Consider the following 26,211-nt stretch of genomic DNA (forward strand, 5'->3'; position numbering starts at 1 on the left):
GATTTCTGGACGAAAAAAATTAGTGAGCAGGAAATGCCCGCCTTATGTTCTATGGTCCGCTCATTAGAACAGCTTGCCAAAGATGATGTGTCATCAATGGCGGCGCTTGGGCGCAGCATTATGTACGACAACGCCTTAACCTCTAGGGTGTTGCGGGTGGCCAACAGCGCCATCTACAACAAAGGCATCAGCCAAGTGACCACAGTGAGCCGCGCGGCGGTGGTGCTCGGCTTTGATGTCATTCGTAATGTCTGTATCACCGCTAAATTGCTGACCAGCTTGCTGGATAACAAAAACCTCAGTGAAAACGTCTATCACCGCTTAATTCGGTTGATGGCTCAATCGTTCCAAGCGGCGATGTTTACCAAAATGATGCTGGCGGATCACGATGAAGAGTTTCAAGAGGAAGCCTTTATCGCGGCGTTGCTATATCACTTGGGGGAAAGCGCGTTTTGGAGTACAGGTGGCCCAATCGCCAATGAACTGGATAAAGAACTCATCACAGTTGATGACAGTGTGCAGCGGTTAAATCTGGTGCGGCAGCACATTGGCACCTCGTTTAGCCAACTGACCCAAGGGTTAGCGCGTAGCTGGGGCTTGGGTGAATTATTAATGAAATCGCTCACCAGCCCGAATGATCGTACTCCTGAAGTTCGCAGTATCTATCTGGGCAATAAGTTAGCGGAGGCGTTTGCCAACGCCAGTAAAGATCCGCAGCAACTGCAAAAGCGCATTCAGCAGGCGGCAGAAATGCTTAAACTGCCGAATGCTGAATTCCAGAAGATGATGCTGGAAACCATCGATGCCACCTCGCGTTTAGCCGTGGACTATGGTGCGAAAGAGTTGGTAGCGTTTTTACCCGATACCCAGTCAGCGCTGGCCACGCTTGAGCAGCAAGAACAATGGCAACCGCGCCAACCCAATATGACCATTCAATTGGAAAAACTGCGTGAATTAACCAATCTCACCATGAGTAAACCCGATTTCAACCAAGTGGTGACGGTAGCACTTAGCGGCATGCTAGAGGGCGTAGGGCTTGATCGCGCGGCGGTGATGTTGATGTCACCCAATCGCAAAATGCTGCAACCTCGGGTGGTGATGGGCGATGGTGGAGACACCTTAAAAGCGGAATTGATTCTGCAGATTGATCCGCACTTCCATGAATTAAAAGCCTGTTTAGAGCACGGCACCCCATTTTGGATGGGTCATCAGCATGGCGGTCAAAAGCTGCCAGCCAGCATCGATAAAGTGCTACCCGATAATGGCTGGATGTTTGCACCGCTCAGAGTGGAAAATAAAGTCATCGGCGTGTTTTACGCCGATAGAGCCACCTCTGGTCGCGATATTACCCAAGCCGAGTTCGACAGCTTCCACCACTTTGTGCAACTCACGAATGTGTGTTTCTCACTGGCTTACCGCAGTTGAGGCTTTCTGCTGTTTTCTAAAGAATTTAATCTGCTCGGTGATCCGCAGCGCCACTTTATTGGGGATGGGAAAACTCAAGTGATATTGCAGGATTTTCCAGCCGTCCGCGGTACGAATTAAGGTGCCGGTGCCGCGGCTAATGCCGTACTTGTCGTGATCTAAAATCTCATCAAATACCACCACATCGCCCACTTGGGTGAGCGTCTGGTTCACGCGGGTATAACGCCAGCCTTGGGTCGCGCGCGCATACTGTTCAAACTCCTGCATATGCCAATGTTCGGTCATATCGGTGCCAACAAAGCTGGCTTCGGCGGCAAATAGGCCAAAGTAACTATCCCAATCGGCAGTTGCCGCACTCTGATGCAGTTTCACCAACACCGCGTCGGCGGCAGGATCAACCTCATTCCCAGTTTCAGCCGCAAATAACGGCATGGCGCTGAGCAGCAGGAGTAACACTGCGATGATTGACAATGGTAAAGCATAAAAGCGAGACATGGCGGTAACCCTAAACAAGCAAGACTGCTATTAGTGTCGTCCAAAAATCATTAAATGGGTATTAAGTTGTTAAAAAATTGAAGGAATTAGCATAAAAAAGCTGACAGCAAAATACGGGAATTGATTTAACTGTCAGCAAACTGGGAGGCATATCTACTACAAGGTCCGAACGGAAGAACAACACTAAAATTAATCAATCATAAATTGCCGATACAGTAAGCGCCGTTGTTGCGGGTTTAAGTGTTCGTAATAGCTCACTAAAAAACGCAGCATTCTTGAACGTGAAATATCGGCTTCTTCGGCTAAGGCTTTCAACTTTGTCACAGTGCTGGCACCCAGAGTAAAGGTACCGCGCTTTAACGGATGCTGTGCTGGCAGTGCTTGCAGTTGCTGCTCAACCCGGTGAAACGTTACAACGTTATCGGGAGCAGTAGCTTGCTTTTGCTGCCCCATCGCGTAATAGATGGCATCTTCGATAAAAGCGTCAACGGAGGGGGCGGGGATCTCCTCCGAATACGTACGCTCACATCGCGTAGCGTTTTTCTTCAGATCGGCGAGACCCATAATTTGCTCCCATACTCATAGGTTTAGTTTCTTGGAACATCTGCTGAATCGCTTTTGCATTGGCGAGTTGCAGCATTTCACAAGCGATACCACGGATTTCACTGGCAGCTTTACCTGTCGGTTCAATTTCCATCACGCTGCGGCCAGATTCTTCGCTATCGTCGTAGATGTTGCGGCTGAAGGTGACAGATTCGAGCACGTTGATATCGTAGGTGCGGCATACTTCTTTGGCTTCTTCAATGCGCGTGGCTTGGCTTGGCAAGTTGGGGCATTGGGTGATCACAAATGAAGCACGCATTTTCGGGTTAATCATCATACATGTGGCCACCACGTCATCCATGTGGCTGACGGTTTTCAGGTCACGGCGTTTTGGTCGCAGTGGCATCAATGCATAGGAGGCGACAGACATCGTTGCGCGTAGTGCCAAGTTATCTTGACCGCCGCAGTCAACAATCACTGCATCGTAATGTTTTTCAAGACTTAACAAATCATTGCGGATTTTGCCGTACAACTGCACACAGTTAATGGCAGGGAGTTCTGGATGTTGGTTGCGTGCTTGAATCCAGTCAGAGGTAGTTCGTTGCGGGTCGCAATCGACCATCATGACTGATGCTTTGCACTCTTTCGCCAAATAAACAGCGATATTTTGGGCTAGACAGCTTTTGCCGCTACCACCTTTTTCACCACCGACCAAAATAATCATGGCTATTCTCCCTGACGCTGAAATGACTGTGAAGGCAAGGGACGCAGACAGCCCATTTCAGTGTGATTCATAGTTGTTTAACACAGATGTTACTTGCTGTGGCTAATTAATCAAGATGTTGTTTTTATTGGTTTTTAATCTATTTTTCACGACAAAAAATTGGCATTTTTACTCATGGCGGCAAAATACTGACACTGCGGTTTGTTTGCTGTCATTTGCAGTTATCTTATTAAAATAACTGGAAAAATATTATTTGACGCTGACGTTTTATTGATGTTTTAGCAGCATGATGTAATCAAGTTGTGGCGATCTTGGTTAACGCCATTTTAAATATTCCTAAAAGAACTATAAAAATCATATTAATACCTAAAAAATATAAAAAATGACTGTTCATAGCCGCGCTTTATGGCATTAATAACCCTGCAATTCGCGGGTAATACCGCACCATTCTCAGGCGGTGGTCGAACAACGTGGAATTTGAACAACAGGCACTATTGGATGCCATCAATCAAAAAATGCCCTTTGGCAAATATGCGGGACGCTGCTTATTGGAACTTCCTGAGCCATATCTTGTCTGGTTTCATAAGCAAGGATTCCCGCAAGGTAAGCTTGGGGAACAACTTGCACTGATTTACGAAGTAAAATTAAATGGCCTAGAGTCGATGTTACGGCCTCTGCTCAAAGCCAAACTGTGACGCGTATTAGTGAAATACGAAGTATCACGTGGTTAAATATTCTGTCTTTATTAACTAAGGGATTCGATAGCAATGGCTAAACTTGCAAAACTACTAGCTGCAGCAGCATTAATGGTGGGTATGTCTTCAGCTTGGGCGCAGGGTAAAGTACACGAAGCTGTAGTACTGGATACTATGGATAGCGGTGGTTATACCTATGTACAAGTCAAAGAAGGCGACACTGTTTTTTGGGCAGCTGGTCCTCAAGTCACTCTTGCCAAAGGCGATAAAGTGCAGTTAGCGGAACAGATGTGGATGAGCAAATTCACCAGCAAAACATTAAATCGCACTTTCGATAAAATCATGTTTGTTGGCGAAATCGCTAAGAAATAAGATTTTTACGCCACTGTCGATAGCGTTTTCTGCGCTTTCGACAGTGTCTTCATTCTAGCCTGCCATTCTCATCACTTTTCTATTTCGTGCCTTAATAATACAGCTTATGCTGGGTGTCTCCTTTATCTTAAATATCAAAATTAAGGTTGAGTTAAGCTTTGTTATCATCTTAAAAAAGTGGTTTTTGTAAGTTTCTTAACGCCAAATCCCAATAAAATCTAGTCATTCCATTTGGGCAAAAAGCCTATGACGATATTTCATTATGTTAATCTTGTCACAGTTTTTCTGCGGGTGAATAATAGCGTCGCTCTGGTAAACTGTACTGGACTGTACAATTTAAAAACGCTATTTCATCGATAAATTTGGATTATCGGTATCGCGAATCAATTTTTTGTCGTCCACAAACCCTCCTGATAACAGACGTGTTCTTCGGATCAGTTTCTCAGCGTAATCAAACACGCGCGTTTACAACAACACTGGAATAACAACCTTCCATGAAGTGTTTTAGCACACTTATGCTGATAGCTAACCAAAGATTCAACAATGACTTAGCGAAGGTTGTGAGTTCTGGACAAGCATGTCGTTACACAATATGGAGATAAGTATGGATTCGCGTCCTGATGATTCCCGACGCCGCTTTATGAAAGGGGCGATGTGGGTGATTTCGGCTAGCACGCTGGGTACTGGCGTGATGATGGCGCCAACAGCGAATGCAGCGCCAAGTTTAACTGAATACAAACCGGTATTTTTTACCCCTGATGAATGGGCGTTTGTGCTGGCAGCATGTGAACGTTTAATCCCTGCCGATGAAACTGGCCCAAGTGCGCTAGACGCCAATGTGCCGATTTTTATAGACCGACAAATGTTAGGCGATTTTGGCCAAGCCTCAGACTGGTACATGAAAGGCCCGTTTATGGAAGGCCCAGCTGAACTTGGTTTTCAGTCACCACTGACTCCAGCGCAAACCTACCAAAAAGGTATCGCGGCGACCAATACCTACTGTCGCCAGACGTTCAGTAAATCGTTTGCTGAGTTAAGCCCTGAGCAGCAAGATCAACTGCTGACCCAACTGCAACACAATGAGCTGAAATTCGATGGCGTGAGCGCCAAACAGTTTTTTGATTTCCTGCTGCAAAACACCAAGGAAGGTTACTTTGCTGACCCAATTCACGGCGGTAACAAAAACATGGAACCGTGGAAGATGATTGGCTTCCCAGGCGCCCGTGCCTCCTATTTGGAATGGGCGGAGCTGCATAACGTGAAATACCCAATGGGCCCAGTAAGTTTGAATGGAGATAGGGGATAAATCATGGCGAGACAAGAGAAACCAGTAGACGTAGTACTCGTCGGCCTTGGTTGGACCAACTCCATCATGGGCATGGAACTGGCACAAGAAGGGCTCAATGTACTGGCATTAGAACGTGGTGAAGATCGCGATACTGTGCCCGATTTTGCCTATCCGAAAATGGCAGATGAACTGACTTACGGCGTGCGCTATAAATTGATGGCCAAGCCTGCGAAAAGCACCATCACAGTGCGCCACAGTTTAACTGAAACTGCATTGCCGTATCGTCATTTGGGTTCATTTTTGCCGGGCGATGGCGTGGGCGGTGCGGGTACGCACTGGAATGGTCACACCTGGCGACCAATGCCAGAAGAGCTGCGTTTACGCAGTTACGTCGAAGAAACCTTTGGTAAAGACATTATTCCCGCAGACATGACCATTCAAGATTTTGGTGTGTCCTATGATGAACTGGAACCGCACTTTGACTTTTTCGACAAAGTGATGGGGGTTTCAGGAAAAGCGGGTAACGTAAATGGCGAGATCCACGAAGGGGGCAACCCTTTTGAAGGTCGCCGTAGCAGCGAATATCCATTACCACCGCTGAAACGCACTTTCAACGATGAGCTGTTTACCAATGTGGCTAAAGAGCATGGTTTGCATCCATTCCCGCTGCCATCTTCAAATGCGTCAGAAGCCTACACCAACCCTTACGGTATGCAGTTAGGCCCATGTAACTTTTGTGGTTTCTGCGAACGTTATGGCTGCTTAAACTTTTCTAAAGCATCGCCGCAAACCTGTATTTTGGGTGCGCTGAAACAGCACAAAAACTTCTCCTATCGTGCCAACAGTGAAGTGCTGAAGGTCGAACTGGCAGATGATAAGAAAACCGCCAAAGGTGTGACTTACATTGATAAAAATGGCGAAGAGGTGTTTCAACCGGCCAAGATTGTGATTGTGGGTACCTTTGCCTACAACAACGTGCGCCTGTTGCTACTATCCGGCATCGGCCAACCTTACGACCCAGTGACTAACACAGGTACCGTGGGCCGCAACTACGCGTATCAAATGATGGGCGGCGCGACCTTGTTCTTTAAAGATAAATTCTTTAACCCCTTTATTGGCGCTGGCAGTAACGCTACCACAGTGGATGACTACGCCATCAACCAAATTGACTTCGCCAAAGAGGGCTTTATTGGCGGTTCCTATCTGTTGGCGGCACAAACCAACGGTCAGCCTATCCGCAGTATGCCGTTGCCTGCCGGCACGCCTAGCTGGGGTGCGGGTTGGAAAAAAGCCACCAAAGATTACTACGGCCACTCCATGAGCATCAGTTCTCACGGCTCAAACATGTCTTATCGTGACTGCTATCTGAGTCTTGATCCTAATTACACTGACGATCATGGTCTGCCGCTGCTGCGTTTGACCTTCGACTGGAAAGATAACGATATTCGCATGACCCAGTTTATGAAGGGCAAAGTTGAAGCCTTGGCTAAAGGGTTAAATCCTGATCACCTGAATATCTCATTCAAAGACTTTGGCGCGAAATACGATGTGCGGCCATATCAAACAACCCACAACGTGGGTGGTGCGATCATGGGCACTAATCCTAAAACCAGCGTGCTCAACCGTTATCAGCAAAGTTGGGATGTTCACAACGTGTTTGTGTTGGGCTCAAGCTCGTTCCCACAAAACCTACAGTACAACCCAACCATGCTCGTTGGGGGATTAGCGTATTGGACTGCCAAAGCAATCCGCGAACAATACCTGAAACAACCCGGTCCGTTGGTACAGGCATAAGGAGGTGTTATGAATACTCGATTATCTCTGCTGCTACCGGCAATGTTGGTTGCAGCGGCTACTGCTCAAGCTGCGGATCAAACGCTGATCGCCAAAGGCGAGTACTTGTCCCGCGCCGGTGACTGTATCGCCTGTCACACGGTAAAAGGCGGTGAACCTTTTGCGGGTGGCCTGCCAATTGAAAGTCCATTTGGCACTATTTATTCCACCAACATCACCCCAAGCAAAACCGCGGGGATTGGCAATTACACCCTCGAGCAGTTTGATGATGCGGTGCGACACGGTGAACGTGCCGATGGGGGCAATTTGTACCCAGCAATGCCTTATCCAGACTACTCAGTGCTGAGCGATGATGACGTGAAAGCCATGTATGCCTACTTTATGGAAGGGGTTAAACCTGTTGATAAAAAGGCGCCGGAAACCGATTTGAGCTTCCCATTCAATCAGCGTTGGGGTATTGGCATGTGGGACTTGGTCTTTGGCCATGACGCTGCCTTTGAACCTCATTCGCAAAACCCATTTGTGAACCGTGGCGCATACTTAGTGCAAGGTTTAGGGCACTGCGGCAGTTGCCACAGCCCGCGTGGGGTAGCGTTCCAAGAGAAAGGTTACGATGAAACCGACGCTAACTTTTTGAGTGGCGGCAAAATTGGCATTTGGGAAGCCCCAAGCCTACGCGGTGGTAGTGGCGCAGGGCCATTAGTGAGTTGGGATAAAGCAGAAATTGTCGATTATCTTGCCAATGGCCGCAACGATCGTACTGCGGTAGGCGGTGAAATGACCTCAGTGATTGAGCACAGCTTAAGTTATCTGACTCAGGCAGACTTAGAAGCAATCGCCGATTATCTGAAATCACTCCCAGGTGCAGGCAAAGAAGTGCTGCTCTCGGCTGAAGCGACTGAGAAAACGGCAGCGCAGTTGAACAGTGCCAAAGTGCCCGTTGATTCAGGTGCTCGGGTGTATTTGGATAACTGTGGTGCGTGCCACTTTACCCGTGGTCAAGGCGCGTCGCGTGTGTTCCCGCAATTGGACGGTAACGCACTGGTCAATGCAGAAGATCCAAGTGGTTTAATCCATGTGATTTTGGCTGGCGCACGCTTGCCATCGACCAAAGGTGCGCCAGAAGAGCTGGCGATGCCAGCCTTTGGTTGGCGCTTGAATGATGAAGATGTGGCGAAATTAGCTACCTTCGTTCGTCAAGCGTGGAATAACCATGCGGCAGCGGTAACCGCTAAACAAGTGGCTGCGGTGCGTGAAACCATCCCAGCAACTGAGTTGAACGCTACTAAACCGACGCTTAACTAATGTTGGCTTAACTAATGTTGGGTTAATGAGCGCTTGGCTGAGATAGCTGATGCGGCGCCAGTGCCTATGATGGTAACAACCTCAAGGCAGTTGATGCCCAAAAGCCGCTAAATGTGTTAACTAAAGCAGTGCCTTACATTCAAGTTGGCACTGCTTTTTTTTGATTAAATTTTTGCTTGATTTCAGCCAGCGTTATTCAGAATATGGCTGCGGATTGATTGTGAGTTCTGTTGATGCCACTCAGTTATATTCATTACTCGGAAAAATTACATCGCCAATACATAGCGCAGATCGCCGCAATTTATCATCAAGCGGTACATGCGCAGTCTGGTGGATTTTATTCTCAACGTCAGTGTGATGCGTGGTCGCGTGCACCGCGTTCAAGCCACTTTTGGCGCCTGCAGTTACGCCATTCGCAGGCGTGGCTGGCACTGGATGGCAGTGCGCAGTGCGTTGGCTTTATTCAAGTGGAAAGTGGTTTTAAAGACCGTGGTTATGTGAGTTGCTTGTATGTGTTGCCACGTTATCAACGCCGCGGCATTGCAGCTGCATTGATTGAGCAAGCGAAGCAATGGGCGCGCGAGCAGCAATGGCCAAGTTTGACCACTGATGCGTCGCTGCAATCGCACACAGTATTTTCAAGGTGTGGCTTTGGCTTGCGCCATAAAAGTTACCAAGAAAAATGCGGGGTGCAATTTCTGGGGATGAAAATGATCTGCCCGTTAGCAAAGGGCTAGGGCAGATCAAACCATAAGGCTTCAACGTCAGATATCGCGCTAAATTGCACTTGGCTTTGGCCTGTCACGGCGGCGCCATCACCTGCGCTGAGGCGAGTTCCATCCAGTTGTAACTCACCGCGGATCAGTTGCAGATAATAACTGCGTTGTGCATCGATGGGTTGCGACTGCTGCGCATCGGCAGCTAACACCACGCGCGACACCACCGCATCTTGCTTGATCTGCAAGGTATCATTGCGGCCATCTGGGGTGATCACTTCCGTCAACCAGCTCGTTTGGTTGAATTTCTTCTGTTGATAGCTCGGTGTGGTACCGCGTTGGTTAGGCTCAATCCAGATCTGCAAGAACTTCAATGCATCATGGCTTGAGGCATTAAACTCGCTGTGCTGAATGCCGCTACCAGCTGACATCAACTGAAACTCGCCAGCCGGCAAGCGCATCTCGTGCCCATAGCTATCTTTATGGTGAATCTCACCTTGCGTGACAAAACTGATAATTTCCATATCGCGATGGCCGTGAGTATCAAACCCAGCACTTGGCGCAACGGTATCATCATTAATCACCCGCAGTGCCGATACTCCCATAAACTCTGGGTCGTAATAACGCCCAAAGGAAAAAGTATGGCGGCTGTAAAGCCAACCGAAGTTGGCTGTACCGCGAGCGTTGGCTGCTCGAACTGTAATCATGAACTAACTCCTTAAATTTTGCGTGCTAACCAGCTATCAACTGACACTTTACCTGCGCCTGATAGCAACAGTGACGCAGCAACTACCGCAAGCGACAACGCATATTCGTAGCCATTGTTTGCCATAAACAAACCGTTATGGATATGCACAGTGGCGATGGCAACCAACATGGTAAAGGTGACGACCGCGGCTGCAGGGCGTACCAGTAACCCTAATATCAGCAATAAACCACCGAAAAACTCACCAGAGCCCGCAAGAAACGCCATTAACTCACCGGGAGCAAGGCCAATTGATTCTAGCCATTGACCAGTGCCAGCTAAGCCGTAACCACCGAACCAACCAAACAATTTTTGGCTACCGTGCGCCATTAAAATCAATCCTACTGGAACACGTAACATCAAAGTAGCGAAACCTGCATTGCTAGATACTAAGCTGTTGATTAACTTTTTCATGATATTTCCTCAATGATTTTGATAATGCTGAATTTGCTTGGGATGCTTTATCCCGTTCGTTGAGAGCAAGTTTATGCTTGACCTTGCTGCTTGAAAATCGGAACATTTTCAATATAAAGTTCAAAATATTTGAATAAGAGGATTTGATGTCATCAATTCTGAGTTTGGATGCGCTTAAGGTATTGGATGCTATCGATAAAAAGGGCAGCTTTGCGGCGGCAGCAGAGTCCTTATATCGAGTACCTTCCGCATTAACCTACACAGTACAGAAACTTGAGCAGGACCTCGGCAGCAAACTATTTGAACGTCATGGCACCCGCTCAATCTTGACCGATGCTGGGCAACTGGTATTGGCCGAAGGGCGTGAGATTCTAGCCGCCGCCAGTCGCTTAGAAAACGCAGTACGCCAATTAGAAACCGGCTGGGAAACCAGTATTTCACTGGCGCTTGATACCGTATTAGCTGACGCGCCTCTGCTGGACGCCATCGCAAAATTCACCGAACTGGGCAAACAAGTCACTATCAACGTGAGTAAAGAAGCGCTCGGTGGCGGTTGGGATGCGCTGTATTCCAAGCGCGCCGACATTGCCATTGGCGTTTCTGGTGAACTGCCGCGCGGACAATATGAACTGGCCAAATTAGGTGAAGTGCAGTTTGTGTTTGCCATCGCACCGCAGCATCCACTTAACCAGCTCGACGGCGTGATCCCGATGGCTGCACTGCAGCAATATCCTGCTGTGGTGGTGGCTGATAGTTCGCAGGCATTGTCACAACGCTCCAGTGGTTTGTTTGCCAGTCGGCAGGTGATTCGAGTGTCGTCAATGCCCGATAAAATTGCCATGCAACAGCGCGGCATCGGCGTTGGCTTTTTGCCCAAACACCTGATCAAGACTGAACTGAAAACGGGCAACTTGATTGCGCGAGAGGTCGAGCAACCACGGGACTCGTTACCGCTTTACATGGCGTGGCGCAAAGGCGAGCAGGGCAAAGCGCTCAGTTGGTTTGTTGAACGGTTAACAGATGCGGATTGGGGCTTGGGTTGATAGCGGTTATTGGTATAGCTAAACGGGTTACGTTATCCCGCATAGGAACCATGTCGCTTTTTGCTCAGATGTTGAAAAATATGTCGCTTTTCACGCAGTGTTGGCCGTTGCGGTCGAAAAAATTTTTAATTGCTATCAGTAAGATAAATGCATAGATTGATGAATAATTAATCATGAAAAACGACATGATGCAGTGTGAAATTACGACATCATGTCGTCTAATATACTGTTATGCACTCAAGGAGCTTTCGTGCAAGAAGTAGATGATGAATTTTACAATCGGGCAGATGCACATATTCATTTATCCAATGACCAAATAAGCGAGAAAATTGGTAAGGGAAAAGTTAGTGCATCTAATATGTATGCTACTGCTCGTTTCAATGCTTGGGTTAGCGCATGTGGTTGGCATTCAGGTAAAGAAATGGCAGCAGCTAAAGAAGAAACTCTAGAATATTTTGTTTCCGAGTATAGGAAAATGCTCGAAGAAAACCTTGACGATTATATTCATAATTTTGAATCCTATATGGAGATAGGCAAGTAATGCATAACAAGGCCAAGCACAGTCGCCCAATGCAAAAAGCCGCATTGGGCTGGACCTCGCTATCGCTCGGCCCGTGTTGGCGGCGTTATGTGTAATGAATAAAACTGAAGCCATTGAGAAAATAGAAATGTCTATTGCTGAAGGAGTACAATTGATTACTCCCAAAGGCATGACATACGAAGCGCACCTTAAAAGCATTACTGATACGTTGTTTGCTCATGTAATTGAGCCAATTGAAGCAACAATAGTAGGTGCGTCCTTTCCAGAATATGACCTTAAAAAATATAAAGTCTCAAAGGTTTGGGCTATTGCGCACATGGGAAATAACTGGCTTTTGACACTAGAGAATGAAAATGAGTTCGCACTAGGTTTTGGTGAGTCCGCAGATAATATTCTCATGCATGGCTTTTCATCATCAGATGCAATTGGAGAATGGTGTGCTTAGACTCACACATAACAAGGCCAGCCAGCATCGCTCCCAGCGGTCGCTGGACCTCGTTGCACTCGGCCGCTGCTGGCGGCGTTATGTGTAAATCAAATGACAAGATTTGAGTTCAAACCAAACAAAAAGAAAAGCGGCCGAAACCAATATGTTGGGTCGTGGGAAGAGAGTGCCTGTAAAGAAATTGATTTACCCTTTACAAAGGAGTCAATGGTCACAGTTCTTACTTGGGCGATCGAAGAAGGTTCGCCATACACACACCAAGAAATAGCACACTGGTGTGATAGGTTTCATTTGTCATGTGAAGAACACGACAATGACATAGCCCCCGCAATTATCGATGTTGCAGCTGACGTAGATGCCCAGTGGGACATGTACTTGTCAAACACATATAATCTTGAGCAGCTTCAGAGTTTAAAATACTCTGAAATTAGGTTGCCAGTTGAATGGTTCAAAGAATGGCTCAGCGACGTAAACACATAACAAGCAAAGGCAGCATCGCCCTTCGGGCTGGACGCGCTAACGCGCGCCGCTGCTTTGGGCGTTAGCCGAGGTTGAAAAAGTGCGTTACTTCTTCGTCGTATTTATGATTTTTAGTGTGAATGTGATGGCATCAGAGACTGTTGAATATCAAATTGACGCCACATTCATTGATGACAATGATTCATGGGCAATCATCGAGCCACTTTGGTGGACAGTAAGCATTTACGATGGCGAGAAAAAATACGAGCAAGATCTATCTAAATACAGCAAGAGCCAGAGATTAGTTTTTGCGTGTCATTGGTATATGTCTGAAGTTAACAATGGTGGGCACGATCAATTTTACTATAACAGCACCGGCATAGTATGGCGTGACGCAATTGAATGTTTCGATGCCATTGGAGCAACAGAGATATCAGAAATAATCAAAAGTTCAGCGACCAGGCTCGGTGGCTCCCCTAGCTTAGACAGAAATGAGAGGAATGAGGTTCTAGAAAAAATAGAGCCCAAATTTGATGATCTAGATGACCGGTTTTATAAGCTAGAAAGTCAAATAGATATCGAGAAGTTGATAAAGGTATTTATTTCAAAAAGAAAAAGCGATTTTGTTTTCAACGGCAAGGTTTTAAAGCCATGAAAGCGGCTAACAATCACAAGCAAGGGACCAAACTACGCTCCGCCAATTTGCGGTTCGCTTTGCTCACTTTACCGCAAATTGGCTCCGCTACGTTTGGCCCCTGTTGTGGGCGTTATATTCACTAAATCAGCAGGACGCTATGAACTCATATCTTGATGAACACTTCCCAAATTTAAAAATCGAAAAACCACTGTTTTACAATTGGCCCATTGGGTTGAGGTTTGAGATTGGCCCCGATGAAATTGAATTATGCGAAGAATATTTTGAAACGGCTCACAAGCGCGCCGTAACGATATTTGAATTTGTTTTCAGCCAAGGTGATGAAATAGAAATTATTTATCAACAATACTCTGATGGACGAAAAAAAATAAGAAAAGGCAATTTCATATACAAGCAAATTTCCTTGAAACAAAAAGAACAAGTGCATTGTTCAGACATTAGAGATATTTATGAGCTTGAGTACAAATGTGAATGCTGGAAGAGATTAAATATTTTCAACCTTAAAATAGAAGATATTGACTATAAAAATATCTTACTCTCATTAGTCAATACAGACTTTGGAAGCAGGAAACCCTCCATGAGGGGGGAGTGCTACTTTATTAATCGCACTAAAAGCGTCATTTTGAACTTGTATGATGACAGAGGTATGGATGTAATAAGTGCGACAAAGGAAAGTTTATTGCCACTCTATAAATATAAAAATGAATGGCTACTAGATTATGATCGCGAGAAAATGAATTCGGTATTCTCGTGAATATAACAAGGCCATTATGGCAATTGGACGCAAAACGCTTGGCTTGCGCTCCTTCGTCGCTAAGTTTAGCCAAGCATTTGTGCGCCCCATATGGCGGCGTTATAAGCCATAGGAAAGATCGGTGTCCAAATCGTTAATAGGCAGACTCGACGTACTCAGCGTTTTTATCGCGTGGTCTCTTTTGATCGCATTCTTTCTAGCGCTGGGTTACGGTAAATTTTTCGCTCCACCGGAGGCTAGTGCGGGTCATTTGGTATACATCTTCGGTGCTTTTCTTGGCGCTTTAGTAGTACATATTGTGTTGGCATTGTTTAATCGTTGCCCTCACTGCAATAAGTGTTTAACCGTTCAAGGGTTTAAACCTCCACATCCAGCATCAAGCGGTGATTGGACAAAAGTGGTTTGGCATTGGTTCTCAGGCTCTATAGTCTGTATTCATTGTGGGCAACGGGTAAATACAAATGGCTTATAACAAGTTGCTTAATTTCGTTCCGGCCACAAACAGCGTGGCCTCCATTGGACTGCCTACGCTTCGCTGCGGCAGCCAATTTGCAAAGCGTTATGTTTCTCGTTGAATTCGACTATGTTTGGTAAATGGAAGAAAGTGGAAGAGCAAGAGGTTAAAATCGAACTTCCTGAAGAATCTTATGCATTACTGAAATGGAAAGAGAACGATCTTCCCTGCATCGCAATGCTTAACTCTGCGTTAAAGAAATTTACTCACAAGGAAATATTTGCCTGGCATTTGACGGTTACGATTGAATTCGAAGAACTAATAGATAATGGAATGCCTTCTATCGAAGAGCGAGAAATAGTCGACCCGTTTGGTGATAAGTTAGAGAACGAAATAAAAGCAGGCGGCAATGCTCTTTTTTTAATTCGAGAGACTTGGAATGGCACAAGATGCCTAGTTTGGCGTGTCTATGATCCTGGTATAGCCAACCAACATCTAGAATATTTGGCAAACAATTTTCAATACCCCAGACAATTCAACTGGCATATGTCGCATGACCCTGAGTGGGGGAAAGCTAAGTGGTATTTTGAACAATTAGAAACATAACAAACCACTGTAGTCGCCCGCGAGCGGGCTGGGACAAATACACGTAGGCTCAGTCGCTTCGCTCCAATTTTAGCCTACGTGTATTTGCCCCTAAGTGGGGCGTTACCAGATTCTTCATCGTCACAGCCAAGACGTAAAAAGCCGCTTTTCAAGATAACAAAGCGGCTTTTCACTATTTATCACTACTTGATTCCAGCGACCAACTAGCTATTGCGATGGCTGATGTAATTCACCGTGGGCATGGCAGGTTCCAGCAGAATATCATCATGGCTTAGCATGCGAATAAAGGCGCCGGGTAGGGTGACGTGCTCAAGCGATTGTTGCCACTCGGCGTTTAGCAGCGCGTCGTAACCCTCTTTGCCACTGGTGGTGTAGCTGGTGGACACGCCGACATAATATTCTTCGGTAACGATTTCATACCAGCAGCCATCATCTTTCAGCAGTTCTAATTTGACGATACGTTCGCCCATTGGCTGACGGCCATCATAGAAGTAACGCAAACGGTGGGTGTACGGGAAACTGCCTGCGCCTGTGCCCATCACACTGTTGTTGGTGGCTTCGTTAATGGCGGATTCCAATACTTGTTTGAGATGAACGCCCTGAATTTCATAGCACACTAAAGGCAAATCAAACGGTAGCAACCGCCCCATAATATCGCCAAGGGTAACTTGCCCTTGCTCTAATGATTGGCGCACGCCACCGGCGTTGTGTAGCGCAAAATGCAAGCTGGGCAACTGCTCTCTGGCGGCCAGAAACATACTTTGGCTGACCAGTGGCGCTATCTCGCTGCCATGCGGTAAACGCTGGCTAGGTAACCGCGTATGCGCCAAGGTGCGCGGCACCATCGCTAATACCTGCTGCTCCATTGAACTGACGGCGGGACGAAATTCGTGGTCGATAATCGCTTTAAGCTGTTCATCTTGCTCATCCCATAGAATCCCAGGATGTTGATGCAGCAGTTCAGTGGCGTCGCGATAATCTTGCTCAGTAGCAGCGGTATCGCCACTCAGCAAAAAGTGGCGATCGAGCATTAAACAGCTGCTGCCGCTTAATTGGGTTACTTTGCCCAAGGCATCAAATTCAAGTTCGGCAATCCCCAGCGCTTCGGCATGTTTGCCTGCTTGCAACACCGGCACGCCATTCACGGTTTCACCATACGGTACGCACGGCAAGCCAAACTCGGTAAAGTCGCCCATCAGGGTGTGGGTATGTCCGCCAACAATCACACTGATGCCGTCAACTTCCGCTGCAAGATGTTTATCCATCTCATAGCCCAGATGACTTAGCACAATGATGTGGTGGACGCCTTGTTGCTTGAGATGCTTGATAGTGTTTGCCACCGTCTCAAACGCGGGTAAAAATTCAGTATCTGCATCGGGGCGGGCAACGCGCTTCATCTGATCCAGCGTTACGCCAATAATCGCCAGTTGGGTATTGTAGAACGGCTTGAGCAGGTATTGGCCAATCCCTTGGGCATTATCGAACTTAAGTAGGTTTGGCAGCGGCGCTAATGCGCCAACTTTATCAGCGGCTTCAGCCGATAAATCCATATTGGCGGCCATCACCGGAAACGACACCTTGGCGATAAAATTTGCCAAGGTGGCATTGCCATCATCGATATCGTGATTGCCAATGACCATAGCGTCAGGGCTGAGGTAGTCCAACACGCGAGCGTTGGCTTGCCCTTTAAATTGGCTGTAAAACAGGGTGCCATGAAAACTATCGCCACCATGCAAAAACAACATTTCCTGTTGCTGCTGTGCTGCTTGCTCACGTAATTGCTGTACTTGCGCTGCAATACGTGGGTAGCCACCACTATGGCTGGCCAAACTAAATTGAGTTTGGTTTAGCTGAATTTTTAGTCGGACTAAGCTGGCATCAAAATGGGAATGAGTGTCGTTGATGTGGGCAAGTGTTAATCGATAATTCATGGAGTTCCTCTTAACTGAGCCAACGATTGTACACCTGCCGCTGCGCAGGACAAGGGAAGCATTGACGGCGTTTACTGCGACTTCCCTTGTGTTGCTGTTGTGTTATTTAACTGAGGACTCGCTGTCGTCGTTATCTTCAGACAGACGAATGCCTTTATCTTTCATACGTCGTTTCCAAAGATTACGCGCTAATTTTTGCATATCGGTTGCAGGGTCGTTGACATCAACAATCTCTAACCCCAGCAGTGATTCAATAATATCTTCTAAGGTAACCAGCCCAAGACCGGTGCCATATTCGTCGGCCACCATGGCAATTTGGGTGTTGCGTTTGATCATCAATTCAAACAGCGGCAGCAACTTGGCGGTTTCAGGCACCACCAACAGGCTCTGTTTCAGCTCGCCGATAGGGCAATCCGGTTGTTTATGCGCTTCAAGCAACAGATCGGTGCGGGTGACATAGCCAATGACATTATCGGGTTCATCTTGATACACCGGTATACGAGTGAAAGGGCGATTGCGATGTTTTTCAGCAAATTCGGCGACGGTCAGTTGAACAGGTAACGAAAACATGACGATGCGCGGCGTCATAATGCTATGCGCAGAAATATCGCGGGCTTTCATCATCTGGGTGAGAATTTTACTTTCCTGCGGGTTGAGCTCGCCCGACTCGAGCCCGATGGCGGCCATGGCACTGATTTCTTGGCGCACATACTGACCCACTTCACCTTTACCGAGCAACCGAGTGACCTTGTTTGACATCCAAATCAGCGGCCGAGTGATACGCTCCATCCACAGCAAAATAAGCGATACCGATGGTGCCAGCGAACGCCAATAGTTAGCGCCGATGGTTTTTGGAATAATTTCGGAAAAAAACAAAATTAAGAAGGTCAATACCGCAGAAAATACTCCGAGCAGCTCATCGCCGAACACTTTGGCGGCTTGTGCGCCCGCGACTGCCGCGCCCACTGTGTGCGAAATGGTATTGATGGTTAATATCGCCACCAAGGGGGATTCTACATTGTCTTTTTGCTTGGCTAAGCGCTCGGCAACGTTAAAGTTATTTTGGCGTAACGTGGCGATATAGCTTGGGGTTACCGACAGCAATACCGCTTCAAATACACTGCATAAAAACGAAAAACTCAGGGCTAACAGAACGATGACGATTAGGGTAATCATAGGTGTGTAAACTAGGGTGATGAATCATGCCGACATTGACTGAACTGCAGGGTATCATAACCGAAATGAGCCTAAGCTTAATTTTACTGGCGGGTTAGCGGCAGATTAACCCTGATAAACCCCAGTAACTTGCTAGGATATAACTGGCACTACGGCCTAGCGATCTGTATAATTCGCCGCCCTGTTGCGGGTTTTGGTGTTGAGGAACAGTCATGAGCGACAAAAAGATCAATTTGCTGGATTTAGACAGAAAAGCACTGCGTGAGCTCTTTGCCCAATGGGGTGAAAAGCCATTTCGTGCCGACCAGCTGATGAAGTGGATTTATCACTTCGGTGTTGATGATTTTGAGCAGATGACCAACATCAACAAAAAACTGCGCGAGAAGTTGGCCGCCAACTGTGAGATTGTTGCGCCAGAAATTTCGCAATATCAAAAGTCTACCGACGGCACCATTAAGTTTGCGATTAACGTAGGCGATGGCCAAGAAGTGGAAACCGTTTATATTCCAGAAGAAGACCGCGCGACCTTGTGTGTTTCATCGCAAGTGGGCTGTGCGCTGGAATGTACTTTCTGTTCTACTGCGCAACAAGGGTTCAACCGTAACCTGAAAGTGTCAGAGATCATCGGTCAAATCTGGCGAGTAGCGCAATTTTTGGGCTTCCAAAAGGATACTGGCGAACGTCCTATTACCAACGTGGTAATGATGGGCATGGGTGAGCCACTGCTGAATTTGAGCAACGTGATCCCCGCGATTGAAATCATGCTTGATGATTTTGCGTTTGCCTTGTCAAAACGCCGCGTCACCTTGTCTACCTCGGGTGTTGTGCCAGCGTTAGATAAATTGGGTGAATCGCTTGATATCGCGCTGGCGGTCAGTATTCACGCACCAAATGATGCGCTGCGCAACGAGCTGGTACCGATCAACAAAAAATACCCACTGCAAGAGTTTCTGGCGGCGATCCGTCGTTACATTGGCAAGACCAACGCCAACCGTGGCCGAGTCACATTAGAGTATGTGATGCTCGATCACATCAACGACAGCACCGACCAAGCGCATGAATTAGCGCAGTTGATGAAAGACACTCCATGCAAAGTGAATCTGATCCCGTTTAACCCATATCCGGGCTCACCTTATGGTCGTTCTTCTAATTCTCGCATTGACCGCTTCTCTAAAGTGCTGATGGATTACGGCTTCACTGTGGTCGTGCGTAAGACCCGCGGTGATGACATCGATGCCGCCTGTGGTCAGCTTGCGGGTGACATTCGCGACCGTACAAAACGCCTCGCAAAAAAACAAATGCAACAGAATCAAATTTCGGTCACAATGAGCTAACTTATTGTTACTCAAATTAATAGGTTTACCGATGAAGCATGGATTGCCCGGTATACTTTTGCTGCTGGTGGCATCATCCCAATTAGCGGGCTGTGTCACCGAGCGCACTTATGCCGGTACAGATACCCCTGTTACCGAACGCAAATTTGACCGAACTGCCGCTGCGGTAGAACGCAGCCAGCTGGGGCTTGCTTACCTTAAAAAAGGCGATAGCCAAGCCGCTAAAAGCAATCTTGACCGCGCCATGGAATACGCTCCTGATCTAGAGCAAGTCAACCTGTCTATGGCCTACTACTACGAAAGCGTAGGTGAACTGCAAAAAGCGGAAGACACCTACGACCGCGCAATTGCCACCCGTGACGCCACCGGCGATGCCGCCAATAACTTTGGTGTTTTCCTCTGCAAAGAAGGTAAGTACGAGAAATCGGAAACCATGTTTCTGCGTGCAATTGGCAACAGCAAATACACCCGCACCGCTTCAAGTTATGAAAACTTGGGTGTTTGTATGCGCAAAGCGGGAAATGTGGAAAAGGCGCGCAAATATTTTGGCATGGCACTCAGATATGAACCGCGTAGACGTGTATCTTTGTTAGAAATGGCCGAACTCGAACAAAGTGTAGGTAACTACCGAGAAGCCAAGGCCGTGTTGCAGCGCTACGACAAGGTGGCTACCATGTCACCGGAGAGCTTGGCGCTCGCGGTAAAAATAGAGATGGGACTAGGCAATACTGATGCAGCAAAACGCAACGGCGTGTTGTTGTTGGCCAAGTTTCCGCAATCACCCCAAGCAAAAGCATATCGGACACAGATGCACTGATGACTGAATCTAATAACAATATTGACAAGGAAGAACTTAAGTCTGAAGAGATCCAAGAGCAAATGGAACTGCTCGGCGCGGTGCTCAAAGCAGCTCGCGAAGCTAAAAAATTTACCGTGGCCGAAGTGGCTACTCGGTTGCATCTGCGCGTTGCAGTTGTGGAAGAGATTGAGCAGGACGATTTTAGCAATATCTCATCGGCAACTTATGTGCGTGGTTACGTGCGTAATTATGCGCGCCTTGTTGAGGCCGATACGGCTATTGTCGAGCAGTGTCTCGCTCAGCAAGTACCTAATATCACGCCGCCCTCCATGCACAGCTTCTCACGCAAAACTAGCATTAAGAAACGTGAAACCCGCTGGATGTGGTTAACCTATCTTATCGTCATTATTTCGATTGCGTTGGCAGTGGCCTATTGGTTACAAAAACCAGACCCTGTTGAAGACAATATCTCCGCGCCAAGCATTGAAGAGTTGCAAACGCCGGTAGAACAAAAAAACATCGAGCCACAAAGCAATCCACAAAGCAGTGCGATTGAAAGCAGTGCGACCGAAAGCAGCGCTATCGATGCGCAGTCAGCGACTGACATGCTTGCTGCTGACCAGACCGATACTGCGACTCAAGACACTGTGACTGAAACTGAAACTGTCGCGGTGCCAAGGGAGCTTGCCGCGCCAGCAACGGCGGTTGAGCAACCACTTGTTGCACAAGCACCCGTAGAATCCCAAGCACCAATTGAATCCCAAGCTGTAACCGTGCCTGAAGTACAAAGCACCTCCAGCAATGAACCAACTGCAGCAAGTGGTGCGAGTGCTAATGCAGCCATAGAGCTGTCTTTAGCGGGAGACTGCTGGTTGCAGATCATCGATGGCAAAGGGCAGGTATTGGCAGACGGTTTAAAAAATGCAGGTCGCCAGATCCAGGTGGCCGGTACTCCTCCAATCAAAGTCGTGCTTGGAGCACCAGAATCCGTCAAAATGACGTATAATGGCGCCCAAGTTAGCCTTGATAAATATCCGGCCGGACGAGTCGCGCGGCTGACGCTGCCACAGGCCTGATATTTGAACTCCATTCTTTGCCGGTAAAAGCCGGACACGAGTAAGAGCAATTACGATGTACAGTGAATCTCCTATTAAACGTCGCCCGTCAACTCGTATCTACGTTGGCAATGTGCCTATTGGCGATGGCGCGCCTATCGCCGTGCAGTCAATGACCAACACTCGCACCACAGATGTGGAAGCCACCCTGAAACAGATCCACGCGCTTGAGCGTGTTGGCGCTGATATTGTACGAGTGTCTGTACCGACGATGGACGCTGCTGAAGCGTTCAAATTGATTAAACAGCAAACCCATATTCCATTGGTTGCCGATATCCATTTTGACTATCGCATCGCGTTGAAGGTGGCCGAATACGGTGCTGATTGCTTGCGCATTAACCCAGGTAACATCGGCAACGAAGAGCGTATTCGCCAAGTGGTCGATTCTGCCCGTGACCATAACATTCCAATCCGTATCGGTGTGAATGGCGGTAGTCTTGAAAAAGACCTGATGGACAAATACAAAGAGCCAACGCCTGAAGCCTTGGTTGAATCGGCGATGCGCCATGTGGACATTCTCGACCGCCTAAACTTTGACCAGTTCAAAGTATCGGTAAAAGCTTCTGATGTGTTTTTGGCGGTTGAGTCCTACCGTTTGTTGGCAAAACAGATCAAACAACCGTTGCACTTAGGTATCACCGAAGCCGGTGGTCAGCGCGCGGGTGCGGTGAAGTCTGCCGTGGGGCTGGGAATGCTACTGGCTGAGGGCATTGGCGACACCATTCGTATCTCATTGGCCGCCGATCCGGTTGAAGAGATTAAAGTCGGTTTTGATATTCTCAAATCGCTGCGTATTCGTTCACGTGGTATCAATTTTATCGCTTGTCCATCTTGCTCACGCCAAGAGTTTGATGTGATTGGCACCGTCAACGCGCTTGAGCAACGTTTGGAAGATATCGTCACGCCAATAGATGTGTCGATTATCGGTTGCGTGGTGAACGGACCAGGTGAAGCGTTAGTATCAAATCTCGGTTTGACTGGCGGTCATAACAAGAGTGGTCTGTATGAAGATGGCGTGCGCCAAAAAGAACGCCTCGACAACGACAACCTGATTGATGCCCTAGAAGCCAAGATCCGCGCGAAAGCCGCGACCTTGTCTCAACGTATCGACGTGCAACAAGACAACTAACAGCAAATAATGCTGAATGTGAAGTGCCTAGCGTTCGGCGGTTTGAGTTTAACGGCGAACCGCCTATAATGCTGGCATTTTTGATTTTCCGGCGCGGAATAAAACGAGTTTAACAGTGGCAAAACAGATCCAAGCGATTCGCGGCATGAATGACATTCTGCCGACCCAAAGCCCCGTATGGCAGAAAGTTGAAGCGGTATTGCGCGCTTCAGTTGCCTCCTTCGGATACAGCGAAATCCGTACTCCTATCGTAGAAAGTACTGACCTGTTCAAACGCTCTATCGGTGAAGTGACCGATATCGTTGAAAAAGAGATGTACACCTTTGCTGATCGCAATGGCGACAGCCTTACCTTGCGTCCAGAAGGTACTGCTTCTACCGTGCGTGCCGGTAACGAACACGGCTTGCTGTACAACCAAGAACAGCGCCTGTGGTATATCGGGCCAATGTTCCGCCATGAACGTCCACAAAAAGGCCGTTATCGTCAATTCCACCAATTTGGGGTGGAAGTGTACGGTATTGCCTCTGCGGAAATTGATGCCGAAGTATTGATGCTGTCTGCTTCTTTATGGCAAAAACTGGGCTTGACCGAGCATGTCACGCTAGAACTGAACACCTTAGGGGATAACCACGAGCGTGCAGCATACCGTGATGCGCTGGTGGCTTTCCTTGAACAGCACAAAGATAAACTCGACGAAGATAGCCAACGTCGCATGTACAGCAATCCGCTGCGTGTATTGGATAGCAAAGACCCACAAGTACAAGCCTTGTTGGGTGATGCGCCAGTGCTGGCTGACTATCTCGAAGAAGACTCAAAAGCACATTTTGCGCGTCTGTGTGAACTACTTGAAGCTGTTGGCATCGAATACAAGGTTAATCCGCGTTTGGTCCGTGGTCTGGACTACTACAACCGTACTGTTTTTGAGTGGGTTACCGACAGTTTAGGGGCTCAAGGTACTGTTTTGGCCGGTGGTCGCTATGACGGATTGGTCGGTCAGTTGGGTGGCAAAGATACCCCTGCCGTGGGTTTTGCCATGGGCTTAGAACGTATCGTGTTGTTGCTTGAAACACTCGAATTGAACGCTGACGTAGCGCCTGCAGTAGACGCCTACGTTACCGCAATGGGCGACCAATGTGTGCCTGCTGCGATGAAGATTGCACAAGAATTGCGTCAAGCGCTGCCGACTTTGCGAGTGATGACTCACTGTGGCGGTGGCAACTTTAAAAAGCAGATGAAACGTGCTGATAAAAGCGGTGCCGCTTATGCACTGATTATCGGTGAAAATGAACTGGAAGCCGATCAAGTGGTCGTAAAAGCACTACGTGATGATAGCGAACAGCAAACTGTTGAACGCGCCGCGTTAGCCGCTTATCTGACACAACATATTAAAAAATAATTTTTAGAGGAAGTGCGCGTGGAAATTTACAGCACAGAAGAACAACAAGTTGAAGCGATCAAAAAGTTTTGGCAAGACTACGGCACGTCAGTCCTAGCCGGTGCAGTGATTGGTTTAGGTGCCCTCTACAGCTGGAACTGGTACTCAGAGCATCAAGTCAAACAAACTGAAGCTGCATCTCAAGCCTTTGGTGATGTGATTGCTGCAACGCAAGACGACAAAGCGCTGGCTGCCGCCGTGGCTCAGTATGACCAAGCACATTCTCAACAAGGTTACTCAGCATTGCTGCAATTGGTAGTGGCCAAATCAGCAGTAGAAGCGGGTGACTTAGCCAAGGCCGAAGCCGCACTGAAAACCGTGCTGACTGCTAAACCAGGCGAAGCGATTGAAACGATTGCGGCAATGCGTTTAGCACGCGTACAAGCTGAACAAGGCCAAATCGATACTGCGTTGACCACTCTGGATGGCGTGAACAGCGAAGCATTTGCCGCTGAAAAAGCAGAATTGAAAGGTGATTTTTTGGTACGCAAAGGCGATTTGGCTAATGCGAAAACCGCATATCAAGATGCCGTTGCAAAAGGCGGAGTGGTGAACAGCCCTGCGTTGCAAGTGAAACTCGACAATTTGACTCAGGCTTAAGGAATCGCCAATGAAGTTATGGTGTAAGACACTGATCGCCTGTAGTTTAGCTGTTGGCGTATTGAGCGGATGTGCTTCTAACGACGAAGAGATTGTAGTGAATGAGCTGCCAGATATTCAGCAGACCATTGACCCACAAGTTGTTTGGAGTGATTCAGTCGGTGATGGCGTAGGCGACTATTTTTCCCGCCTGCATCCCGAAGTACGTTACGGCAAAGTATTTGTAGCGTCTCGTGACGGCACCGTTACCGCATTTGATCAACAAACTGGCGCTGAAGTCTGGTCAGTGGATTTTGATGATCTGTTTGGTGATAGCGATCTGAAAGAAACCCAAGGCGCACGTATCGCTGGTGGTGTTTACGCTGCCCAAAACAAAGTTTTTGTTGGCGATGAAAGTGGTCTGTTTGTGGCATTGAATGCTGCAGATGGCGCACTGGTGTGGAAGACCAAAGCCAGTGGCGAAGTGCTGTCAACCCCTGTCGCCGCTGAAGATATGATTGTTGTTAACAGCGGTAAGGGCGTGTTGGATGCATTTGATATCGACACTGGCGAGAAAAAGTGGAGTTATGAATCCACTATGCCAAGCCTGACCCTGCGTGGTACCGGTTCACCCGCTTATGCTGAGGGTGGGGTATTTGTGGGCACCGCTGATGGCAAAGTGGCGGTAGTGATCAAATCGAACGGTCAAGTCGCTTGGGAAGCGCCAATTTACACCCCAAAAGGTGGCAATGAATTTGCCCGTATGGCAGATGTTGATATGACGCCGCTGCTTTTGGGTGAGAATATTTACGCAGTCAGTTACAATGGCAACCTCGCAAGCATCGAGATGCGTACTGGCCGCGTGGTCTGGTCGCGTAAATACTCAAGCTATCATGAGTTAGCGCAAGCAGGTTTGCAGTTGTATCTGGTGGATGACCATAGCCGCGTTTACGCCGTTGACCGCCGCAATGGTCAAGAAGTGTGGAGCAACACCCAACTACTGAACCGTGAGCTCACTGCGCCTGCAGCCTATCGCGGTTACTTGGTGGCGGGTGATTTAGAAGGTTATCTGCACTTCTTCGATCGCGAAACTGGCAACCTTGTTGGCCGTATCTCGGTTGATGGCTCAGGCTTATACAGCCAGCCAATTGTGGTTGATGATAAAATTTATGTGCAAGGACGTTCCGGCAAGATTGCCGTAATTACTCTCCCGTAAGGAGCACCTTGCTCGATTACGAAG

28 protein-coding genes are annotated in these 26,211 nt (G+C 47.8%); 21 read left to right on the forward strand and 7 right to left on the reverse strand.

Translation table 11 applies throughout. From position 1 onward, the window contains the following. The first annotated feature begins 33 nt into the window (after positions 1-33). Positions 34-1,425, forward strand: a complete 1,392-nt coding sequence (locus JYB87_RS06215; protein WP_228729959.1) for an HDOD domain-containing protein — start codon at positions 34-36, stop codon at positions 1,423-1,425. Here JYB87_RS06215 and JYB87_RS06220 read toward each other — a convergent pair. From JYB87_RS06220 to JYB87_RS06230, 3 genes are all read right to left on the reverse strand, one after another. Further along, positions 1,405-1,920: a nuclear transport factor 2 family protein gene (locus tag JYB87_RS06220; protein WP_207356013.1), complete on the reverse strand. Its 516-nt coding sequence runs from the start codon at positions 1,918-1,920 to the stop codon at positions 1,405-1,407. The two genes, JYB87_RS06215 and JYB87_RS06220, sit on opposite strands and share 21 nt — an antisense overlap. A gap of 189 nt (positions 1,921-2,109) precedes the next feature. After that, on the reverse strand, positions 2,110-2,484 hold the full coding sequence (locus JYB87_RS06225) for a hypothetical protein (RefSeq protein ID WP_207356014.1): 375 nt from the start codon (positions 2,482-2,484) through the stop codon (positions 2,110-2,112). After that, positions 2,444-3,187, reverse strand: coding sequence for an AAA family ATPase (locus JYB87_RS06230; RefSeq protein ID WP_207356015.1), 744 nt, complete (start codon positions 3,185-3,187; stop codon positions 2,444-2,446). Before JYB87_RS06230 ends, JYB87_RS06225 begins: the two co-directional genes overlap by 41 nt. Before the next feature lie 470 nt (positions 3,188-3,657). On the opposite strand from JYB87_RS06230, the gene JYB87_RS06235 reads away from it, so the two are divergent. The 6 genes from JYB87_RS06235 (at position 3,658) to JYB87_RS06260 (ending at position 9,378) form a co-directional block, all read left to right on the forward strand. Beyond that, the gene (locus JYB87_RS06235) at positions 3,658-3,882 is read left to right on the forward strand and encodes a DUF3820 family protein (protein WP_207356016.1); all 225 of its coding nucleotides are present in this window, start codon (positions 3,658-3,660) and stop codon (positions 3,880-3,882) included. Positions 3,883-3,954: 72 nt separating this feature from the next. Continuing rightward, positions 3,955-4,254 (forward strand): NrfJ, encoded by a 300-nt coding sequence (locus JYB87_RS06240; protein ID WP_207356017.1) that lies wholly within the window; start codon positions 3,955-3,957, stop codon positions 4,252-4,254. A 604-nt stretch (positions 4,255-4,858) separates the two neighbouring features. Beyond that, complete coding sequence (locus JYB87_RS06245) at positions 4,859-5,560, forward strand: gluconate 2-dehydrogenase subunit 3 family protein (protein ID WP_207356018.1); 702 nt, start codon at positions 4,859-4,861, stop codon at positions 5,558-5,560. 3 nt (positions 5,561-5,563) lie between these two features. Further along, positions 5,564-7,336, forward strand: a complete 1,773-nt coding sequence (locus JYB87_RS06250) for a GMC family oxidoreductase (protein WP_207356019.1) — start codon at positions 5,564-5,566, stop codon at positions 7,334-7,336. Positions 7,337-7,345: 9 nt separating this feature from the next. Next, positions 7,346-8,641, forward strand: coding sequence for a c-type cytochrome (locus JYB87_RS06255; protein ID WP_207356020.1), 1,296 nt, complete (start codon positions 7,346-7,348; stop codon positions 8,639-8,641). Between the two features lie 233 nt (positions 8,642-8,874). Beyond that, complete coding sequence (locus JYB87_RS06260) at positions 8,875-9,378, forward strand: GNAT family N-acetyltransferase (RefSeq protein WP_207356021.1); 504 nt, start codon at positions 8,875-8,877, stop codon at positions 9,376-9,378. On the opposite strand, the gene JYB87_RS06265 is transcribed toward JYB87_RS06260, so the two are convergent. Both JYB87_RS06265 and JYB87_RS06270 read right to left on the reverse strand, forming a co-directional pair. Continuing rightward, complete coding sequence (locus JYB87_RS06265) at positions 9,375-10,064, reverse strand: pirin family protein (RefSeq protein WP_207356022.1); 690 nt, start codon at positions 10,062-10,064, stop codon at positions 9,375-9,377. The genes JYB87_RS06260 and JYB87_RS06265 overlap by 4 nt on opposite strands. Positions 10,065-10,075: 11 nt before the next feature. Then, positions 10,076-10,516, reverse strand: a complete 441-nt coding sequence (locus JYB87_RS06270) for a DoxX family protein (protein ID WP_207356023.1) — start codon at positions 10,514-10,516, stop codon at positions 10,076-10,078. A gap of 146 nt (positions 10,517-10,662) precedes the next feature. On the opposite strand from JYB87_RS06270, the gene JYB87_RS06275 reads away from it, so the two are divergent. The 7 genes from JYB87_RS06275 (at position 10,663) to JYB87_RS06305 (ending at position 15,473) form a co-directional block, all read left to right on the forward strand. Beyond that, positions 10,663-11,559, forward strand: a complete 897-nt coding sequence (locus JYB87_RS06275; RefSeq protein ID WP_207356024.1) for a LysR family transcriptional regulator — start codon at positions 10,663-10,665, stop codon at positions 11,557-11,559. A gap of 250 nt (positions 11,560-11,809) precedes the next feature. Further along, on the forward strand, positions 11,810-12,100 hold the full coding sequence (locus JYB87_RS06280; RefSeq protein ID WP_228729960.1) for a DUF3144 domain-containing protein: 291 nt from the start codon (positions 11,810-11,812) through the stop codon (positions 12,098-12,100). Between the two features lie 94 nt (positions 12,101-12,194). After that, on the forward strand, positions 12,195-12,545 hold the full coding sequence (locus tag JYB87_RS06285) for a hypothetical protein (RefSeq protein ID WP_207356026.1): 351 nt from the start codon (positions 12,195-12,197) through the stop codon (positions 12,543-12,545). Between the two features lie 93 nt (positions 12,546-12,638). Further along, positions 12,639-13,025, forward strand: coding sequence for a hypothetical protein (locus tag JYB87_RS06290; protein WP_207356027.1), 387 nt, complete (start codon positions 12,639-12,641; stop codon positions 13,023-13,025). Positions 13,026-13,149: 124 nt separating this feature from the next. Continuing rightward, complete coding sequence (locus JYB87_RS06295) at positions 13,150-13,659, forward strand: DMP19 family protein (protein WP_207353714.1); 510 nt, start codon at positions 13,150-13,152, stop codon at positions 13,657-13,659. 139 nt (positions 13,660-13,798) lie between these two features. Further along, positions 13,799-14,413 carry a DUF3885 domain-containing protein gene (locus tag JYB87_RS06300; protein WP_207356028.1) on the forward strand — a complete coding sequence of 205 codons (615 nt, stop codon included), beginning with the start codon at positions 13,799-13,801 and terminating at the stop codon, positions 14,411-14,413. A 583-nt stretch (positions 14,414-14,996) separates the two neighbouring features. Continuing rightward, on the forward strand, positions 14,997-15,473 hold the full coding sequence (locus tag JYB87_RS06305) for a DUF695 domain-containing protein (protein WP_207356029.1): 477 nt from the start codon (positions 14,997-14,999) through the stop codon (positions 15,471-15,473). A gap of 203 nt (positions 15,474-15,676) precedes the next feature. Here JYB87_RS06305 and JYB87_RS06310 read toward each other — a convergent pair whose 3' ends face one another. Beyond that, on the reverse strand, positions 15,677-17,404 hold the full coding sequence (locus JYB87_RS06310) for a bifunctional metallophosphatase/5'-nucleotidase (RefSeq protein WP_207356030.1): 1,728 nt from the start codon (positions 17,402-17,404) through the stop codon (positions 15,677-15,679). A gap of 102 nt (positions 17,405-17,506) precedes the next feature. Further along, complete coding sequence (locus JYB87_RS06315; RefSeq protein ID WP_207356031.1) at positions 17,507-18,580, reverse strand: CNNM domain-containing protein; 1,074 nt, start codon at positions 18,578-18,580, stop codon at positions 17,507-17,509. A gap of 212 nt (positions 18,581-18,792) precedes the next feature. Here JYB87_RS06315 and JYB87_RS06320 point away from each other — a divergent pair, with 212 nt between their 5' ends. The 7 genes from JYB87_RS06320 to bamB all read left to right on the forward strand — a co-directional run bounded on the left by JYB87_RS06320 (position 18,793) and on the right by bamB (position 26,187). Next, positions 18,793-19,914, forward strand: coding sequence for a bifunctional tRNA (adenosine(37)-C2)-methyltransferase TrmG/ribosomal RNA large subunit methyltransferase RlmN (locus JYB87_RS06320; protein WP_207356032.1), 1,122 nt, complete (start codon positions 18,793-18,795; stop codon positions 19,912-19,914). 31 nt (positions 19,915-19,945) lie between these two features. After that, positions 19,946-20,731 carry a type IV pilus biogenesis/stability protein PilW gene (gene pilW / locus JYB87_RS06325; protein WP_207356033.1) on the forward strand — a complete coding sequence of 262 codons (786 nt, stop codon included), beginning with the start codon at positions 19,946-19,948 and terminating at the stop codon, positions 20,729-20,731. Then, positions 20,731-21,789, forward strand: coding sequence for a RodZ domain-containing protein (locus JYB87_RS06330; RefSeq protein WP_207356034.1), 1,059 nt, complete (start codon positions 20,731-20,733; stop codon positions 21,787-21,789). The genes pilW and JYB87_RS06330 overlap by 1 nt, the downstream gene beginning before the upstream one ends. A gap of 55 nt (positions 21,790-21,844) precedes the next feature. After that, positions 21,845-22,957 carry a flavodoxin-dependent (E)-4-hydroxy-3-methylbut-2-enyl-diphosphate synthase gene (gene ispG, locus JYB87_RS06335; protein WP_207356035.1) on the forward strand — a complete coding sequence of 371 codons (1,113 nt, stop codon included), beginning with the start codon at positions 21,845-21,847 and terminating at the stop codon, positions 22,955-22,957. Between the two features lie 115 nt (positions 22,958-23,072). Continuing rightward, entirely contained in the window at positions 23,073-24,353 is a 1,281-nt protein-coding gene (gene hisS, locus JYB87_RS06340) for a histidine--tRNA ligase (protein WP_207356036.1), read from the forward strand. Between the two features lie 18 nt (positions 24,354-24,371). Continuing rightward, positions 24,372-24,992 (forward strand): YfgM family protein, encoded by a 621-nt coding sequence (locus JYB87_RS06345; RefSeq protein WP_207356037.1) that lies wholly within the window; start codon positions 24,372-24,374, stop codon positions 24,990-24,992. 10 nt (positions 24,993-25,002) lie between these two features. Next, entirely contained in the window at positions 25,003-26,187 is a 1,185-nt protein-coding gene (gene bamB, locus JYB87_RS06350) for an outer membrane protein assembly factor BamB (protein ID WP_207356038.1), read from the forward strand. The last annotated feature ends 24 nt before the right edge of the window (positions 26,188-26,211 follow it).

It is taken from the genome of Shewanella avicenniae (assembly GCF_017354945.1).
Taxonomy (GTDB): domain Bacteria; phylum Pseudomonadota; class Gammaproteobacteria; order Enterobacterales; family Shewanellaceae; genus Shewanella; species Shewanella avicenniae.

Bases quoted from the DNA above. Each gene is read 5' to 3' on its own strand.
- JYB87_RS06265 (WP_207356022.1), bottom strand. From the start codon at position 10,064: ATGATTACAGTTCGAGCAGCCAACGCTCGCGGTACAGCCAACTTCGGT.
- JYB87_RS06255 (WP_207356020.1), top strand. From the start codon at position 7,346: ATGAATACTCGATTATCTCTGCTGCTACCGGCAATGTTGGTTGCAGCG.
- JYB87_RS06310 (WP_207356030.1), bottom strand. From the start codon at position 17,404: ATGAATTATCGATTAACACTTGCCCACATCAACGACACTCATTCCCAT.
- JYB87_RS06270 (WP_207356023.1), bottom strand. From the start codon at position 10,516: ATGAAAAAGTTAATCAACAGCTTAGTATCTAGCAATGCAGGTTTCGCT.
- pilW (WP_207356033.1), top strand. From the start codon at position 19,946: ATGAAGCATGGATTGCCCGGTATACTTTTGCTGCTGGTGGCATCATCC.
- JYB87_RS06300 (WP_207356028.1), top strand. From the start codon at position 13,799: ATGAACTCATATCTTGATGAACACTTCCCAAATTTAAAAATCGAAAAA.
- JYB87_RS06250 (WP_207356019.1), top strand. From the start codon at position 5,564: ATGGCGAGACAAGAGAAACCAGTAGACGTAGTACTCGTCGGCCTTGGT.
- JYB87_RS06245 (WP_207356018.1), top strand. From the start codon at position 4,859: ATGGATTCGCGTCCTGATGATTCCCGACGCCGCTTTATGAAAGGGGCG.
- JYB87_RS06285 (WP_207356026.1), top strand. From the start codon at position 12,195: ATGAATAAAACTGAAGCCATTGAGAAAATAGAAATGTCTATTGCTGAA.
- JYB87_RS06225 (WP_207356014.1), bottom strand. From the start codon at position 2,484: ATGGGTCTCGCCGATCTGAAGAAAAACGCTACGCGATGTGAGCGTACG.
- ispG (WP_207356035.1), top strand. From the start codon at position 21,845: ATGTACAGTGAATCTCCTATTAAACGTCGCCCGTCAACTCGTATCTAC.
- JYB87_RS06275 (WP_207356024.1), top strand. From the start codon at position 10,663: ATGTCATCAATTCTGAGTTTGGATGCGCTTAAGGTATTGGATGCTATC.
- bamB (WP_207356038.1), top strand. From the start codon at position 25,003: ATGAAGTTATGGTGTAAGACACTGATCGCCTGTAGTTTAGCTGTTGGC.
- JYB87_RS06305 (WP_207356029.1), top strand. From the start codon at position 14,997: ATGTTTGGTAAATGGAAGAAAGTGGAAGAGCAAGAGGTTAAAATCGAA.
- JYB87_RS06290 (WP_207356027.1), top strand. From the start codon at position 12,639: ATGACAAGATTTGAGTTCAAACCAAACAAAAAGAAAAGCGGCCGAAAC.
- JYB87_RS06230 (WP_207356015.1), bottom strand. From the start codon at position 3,187: ATGATTATTTTGGTCGGTGGTGAAAAAGGTGGTAGCGGCAAAAGCTGT.
- JYB87_RS06315 (WP_207356031.1), bottom strand. From the start codon at position 18,580: ATGATTACCCTAATCGTCATCGTTCTGTTAGCCCTGAGTTTTTCGTTT.
- JYB87_RS06215 (WP_228729959.1), top strand. From the start codon at position 34: ATGCCCGCCTTATGTTCTATGGTCCGCTCATTAGAACAGCTTGCCAAA.
- JYB87_RS06260 (WP_207356021.1), top strand. From the start codon at position 8,875: ATGCCACTCAGTTATATTCATTACTCGGAAAAATTACATCGCCAATAC.
- JYB87_RS06240 (WP_207356017.1), top strand. From the start codon at position 3,955: ATGGCTAAACTTGCAAAACTACTAGCTGCAGCAGCATTAATGGTGGGT.
- JYB87_RS06320 (WP_207356032.1), top strand. From the start codon at position 18,793: ATGAGCGACAAAAAGATCAATTTGCTGGATTTAGACAGAAAAGCACTG.
- JYB87_RS06220 (WP_207356013.1), bottom strand. From the start codon at position 1,920: ATGTCTCGCTTTTATGCTTTACCATTGTCAATCATCGCAGTGTTACTC.
- JYB87_RS06330 (WP_207356034.1), top strand. From the start codon at position 20,731: ATGACTGAATCTAATAACAATATTGACAAGGAAGAACTTAAGTCTGAA.
- JYB87_RS06295 (WP_207353714.1), top strand. From the start codon at position 13,150: ATGGCATCAGAGACTGTTGAATATCAAATTGACGCCACATTCATTGAT.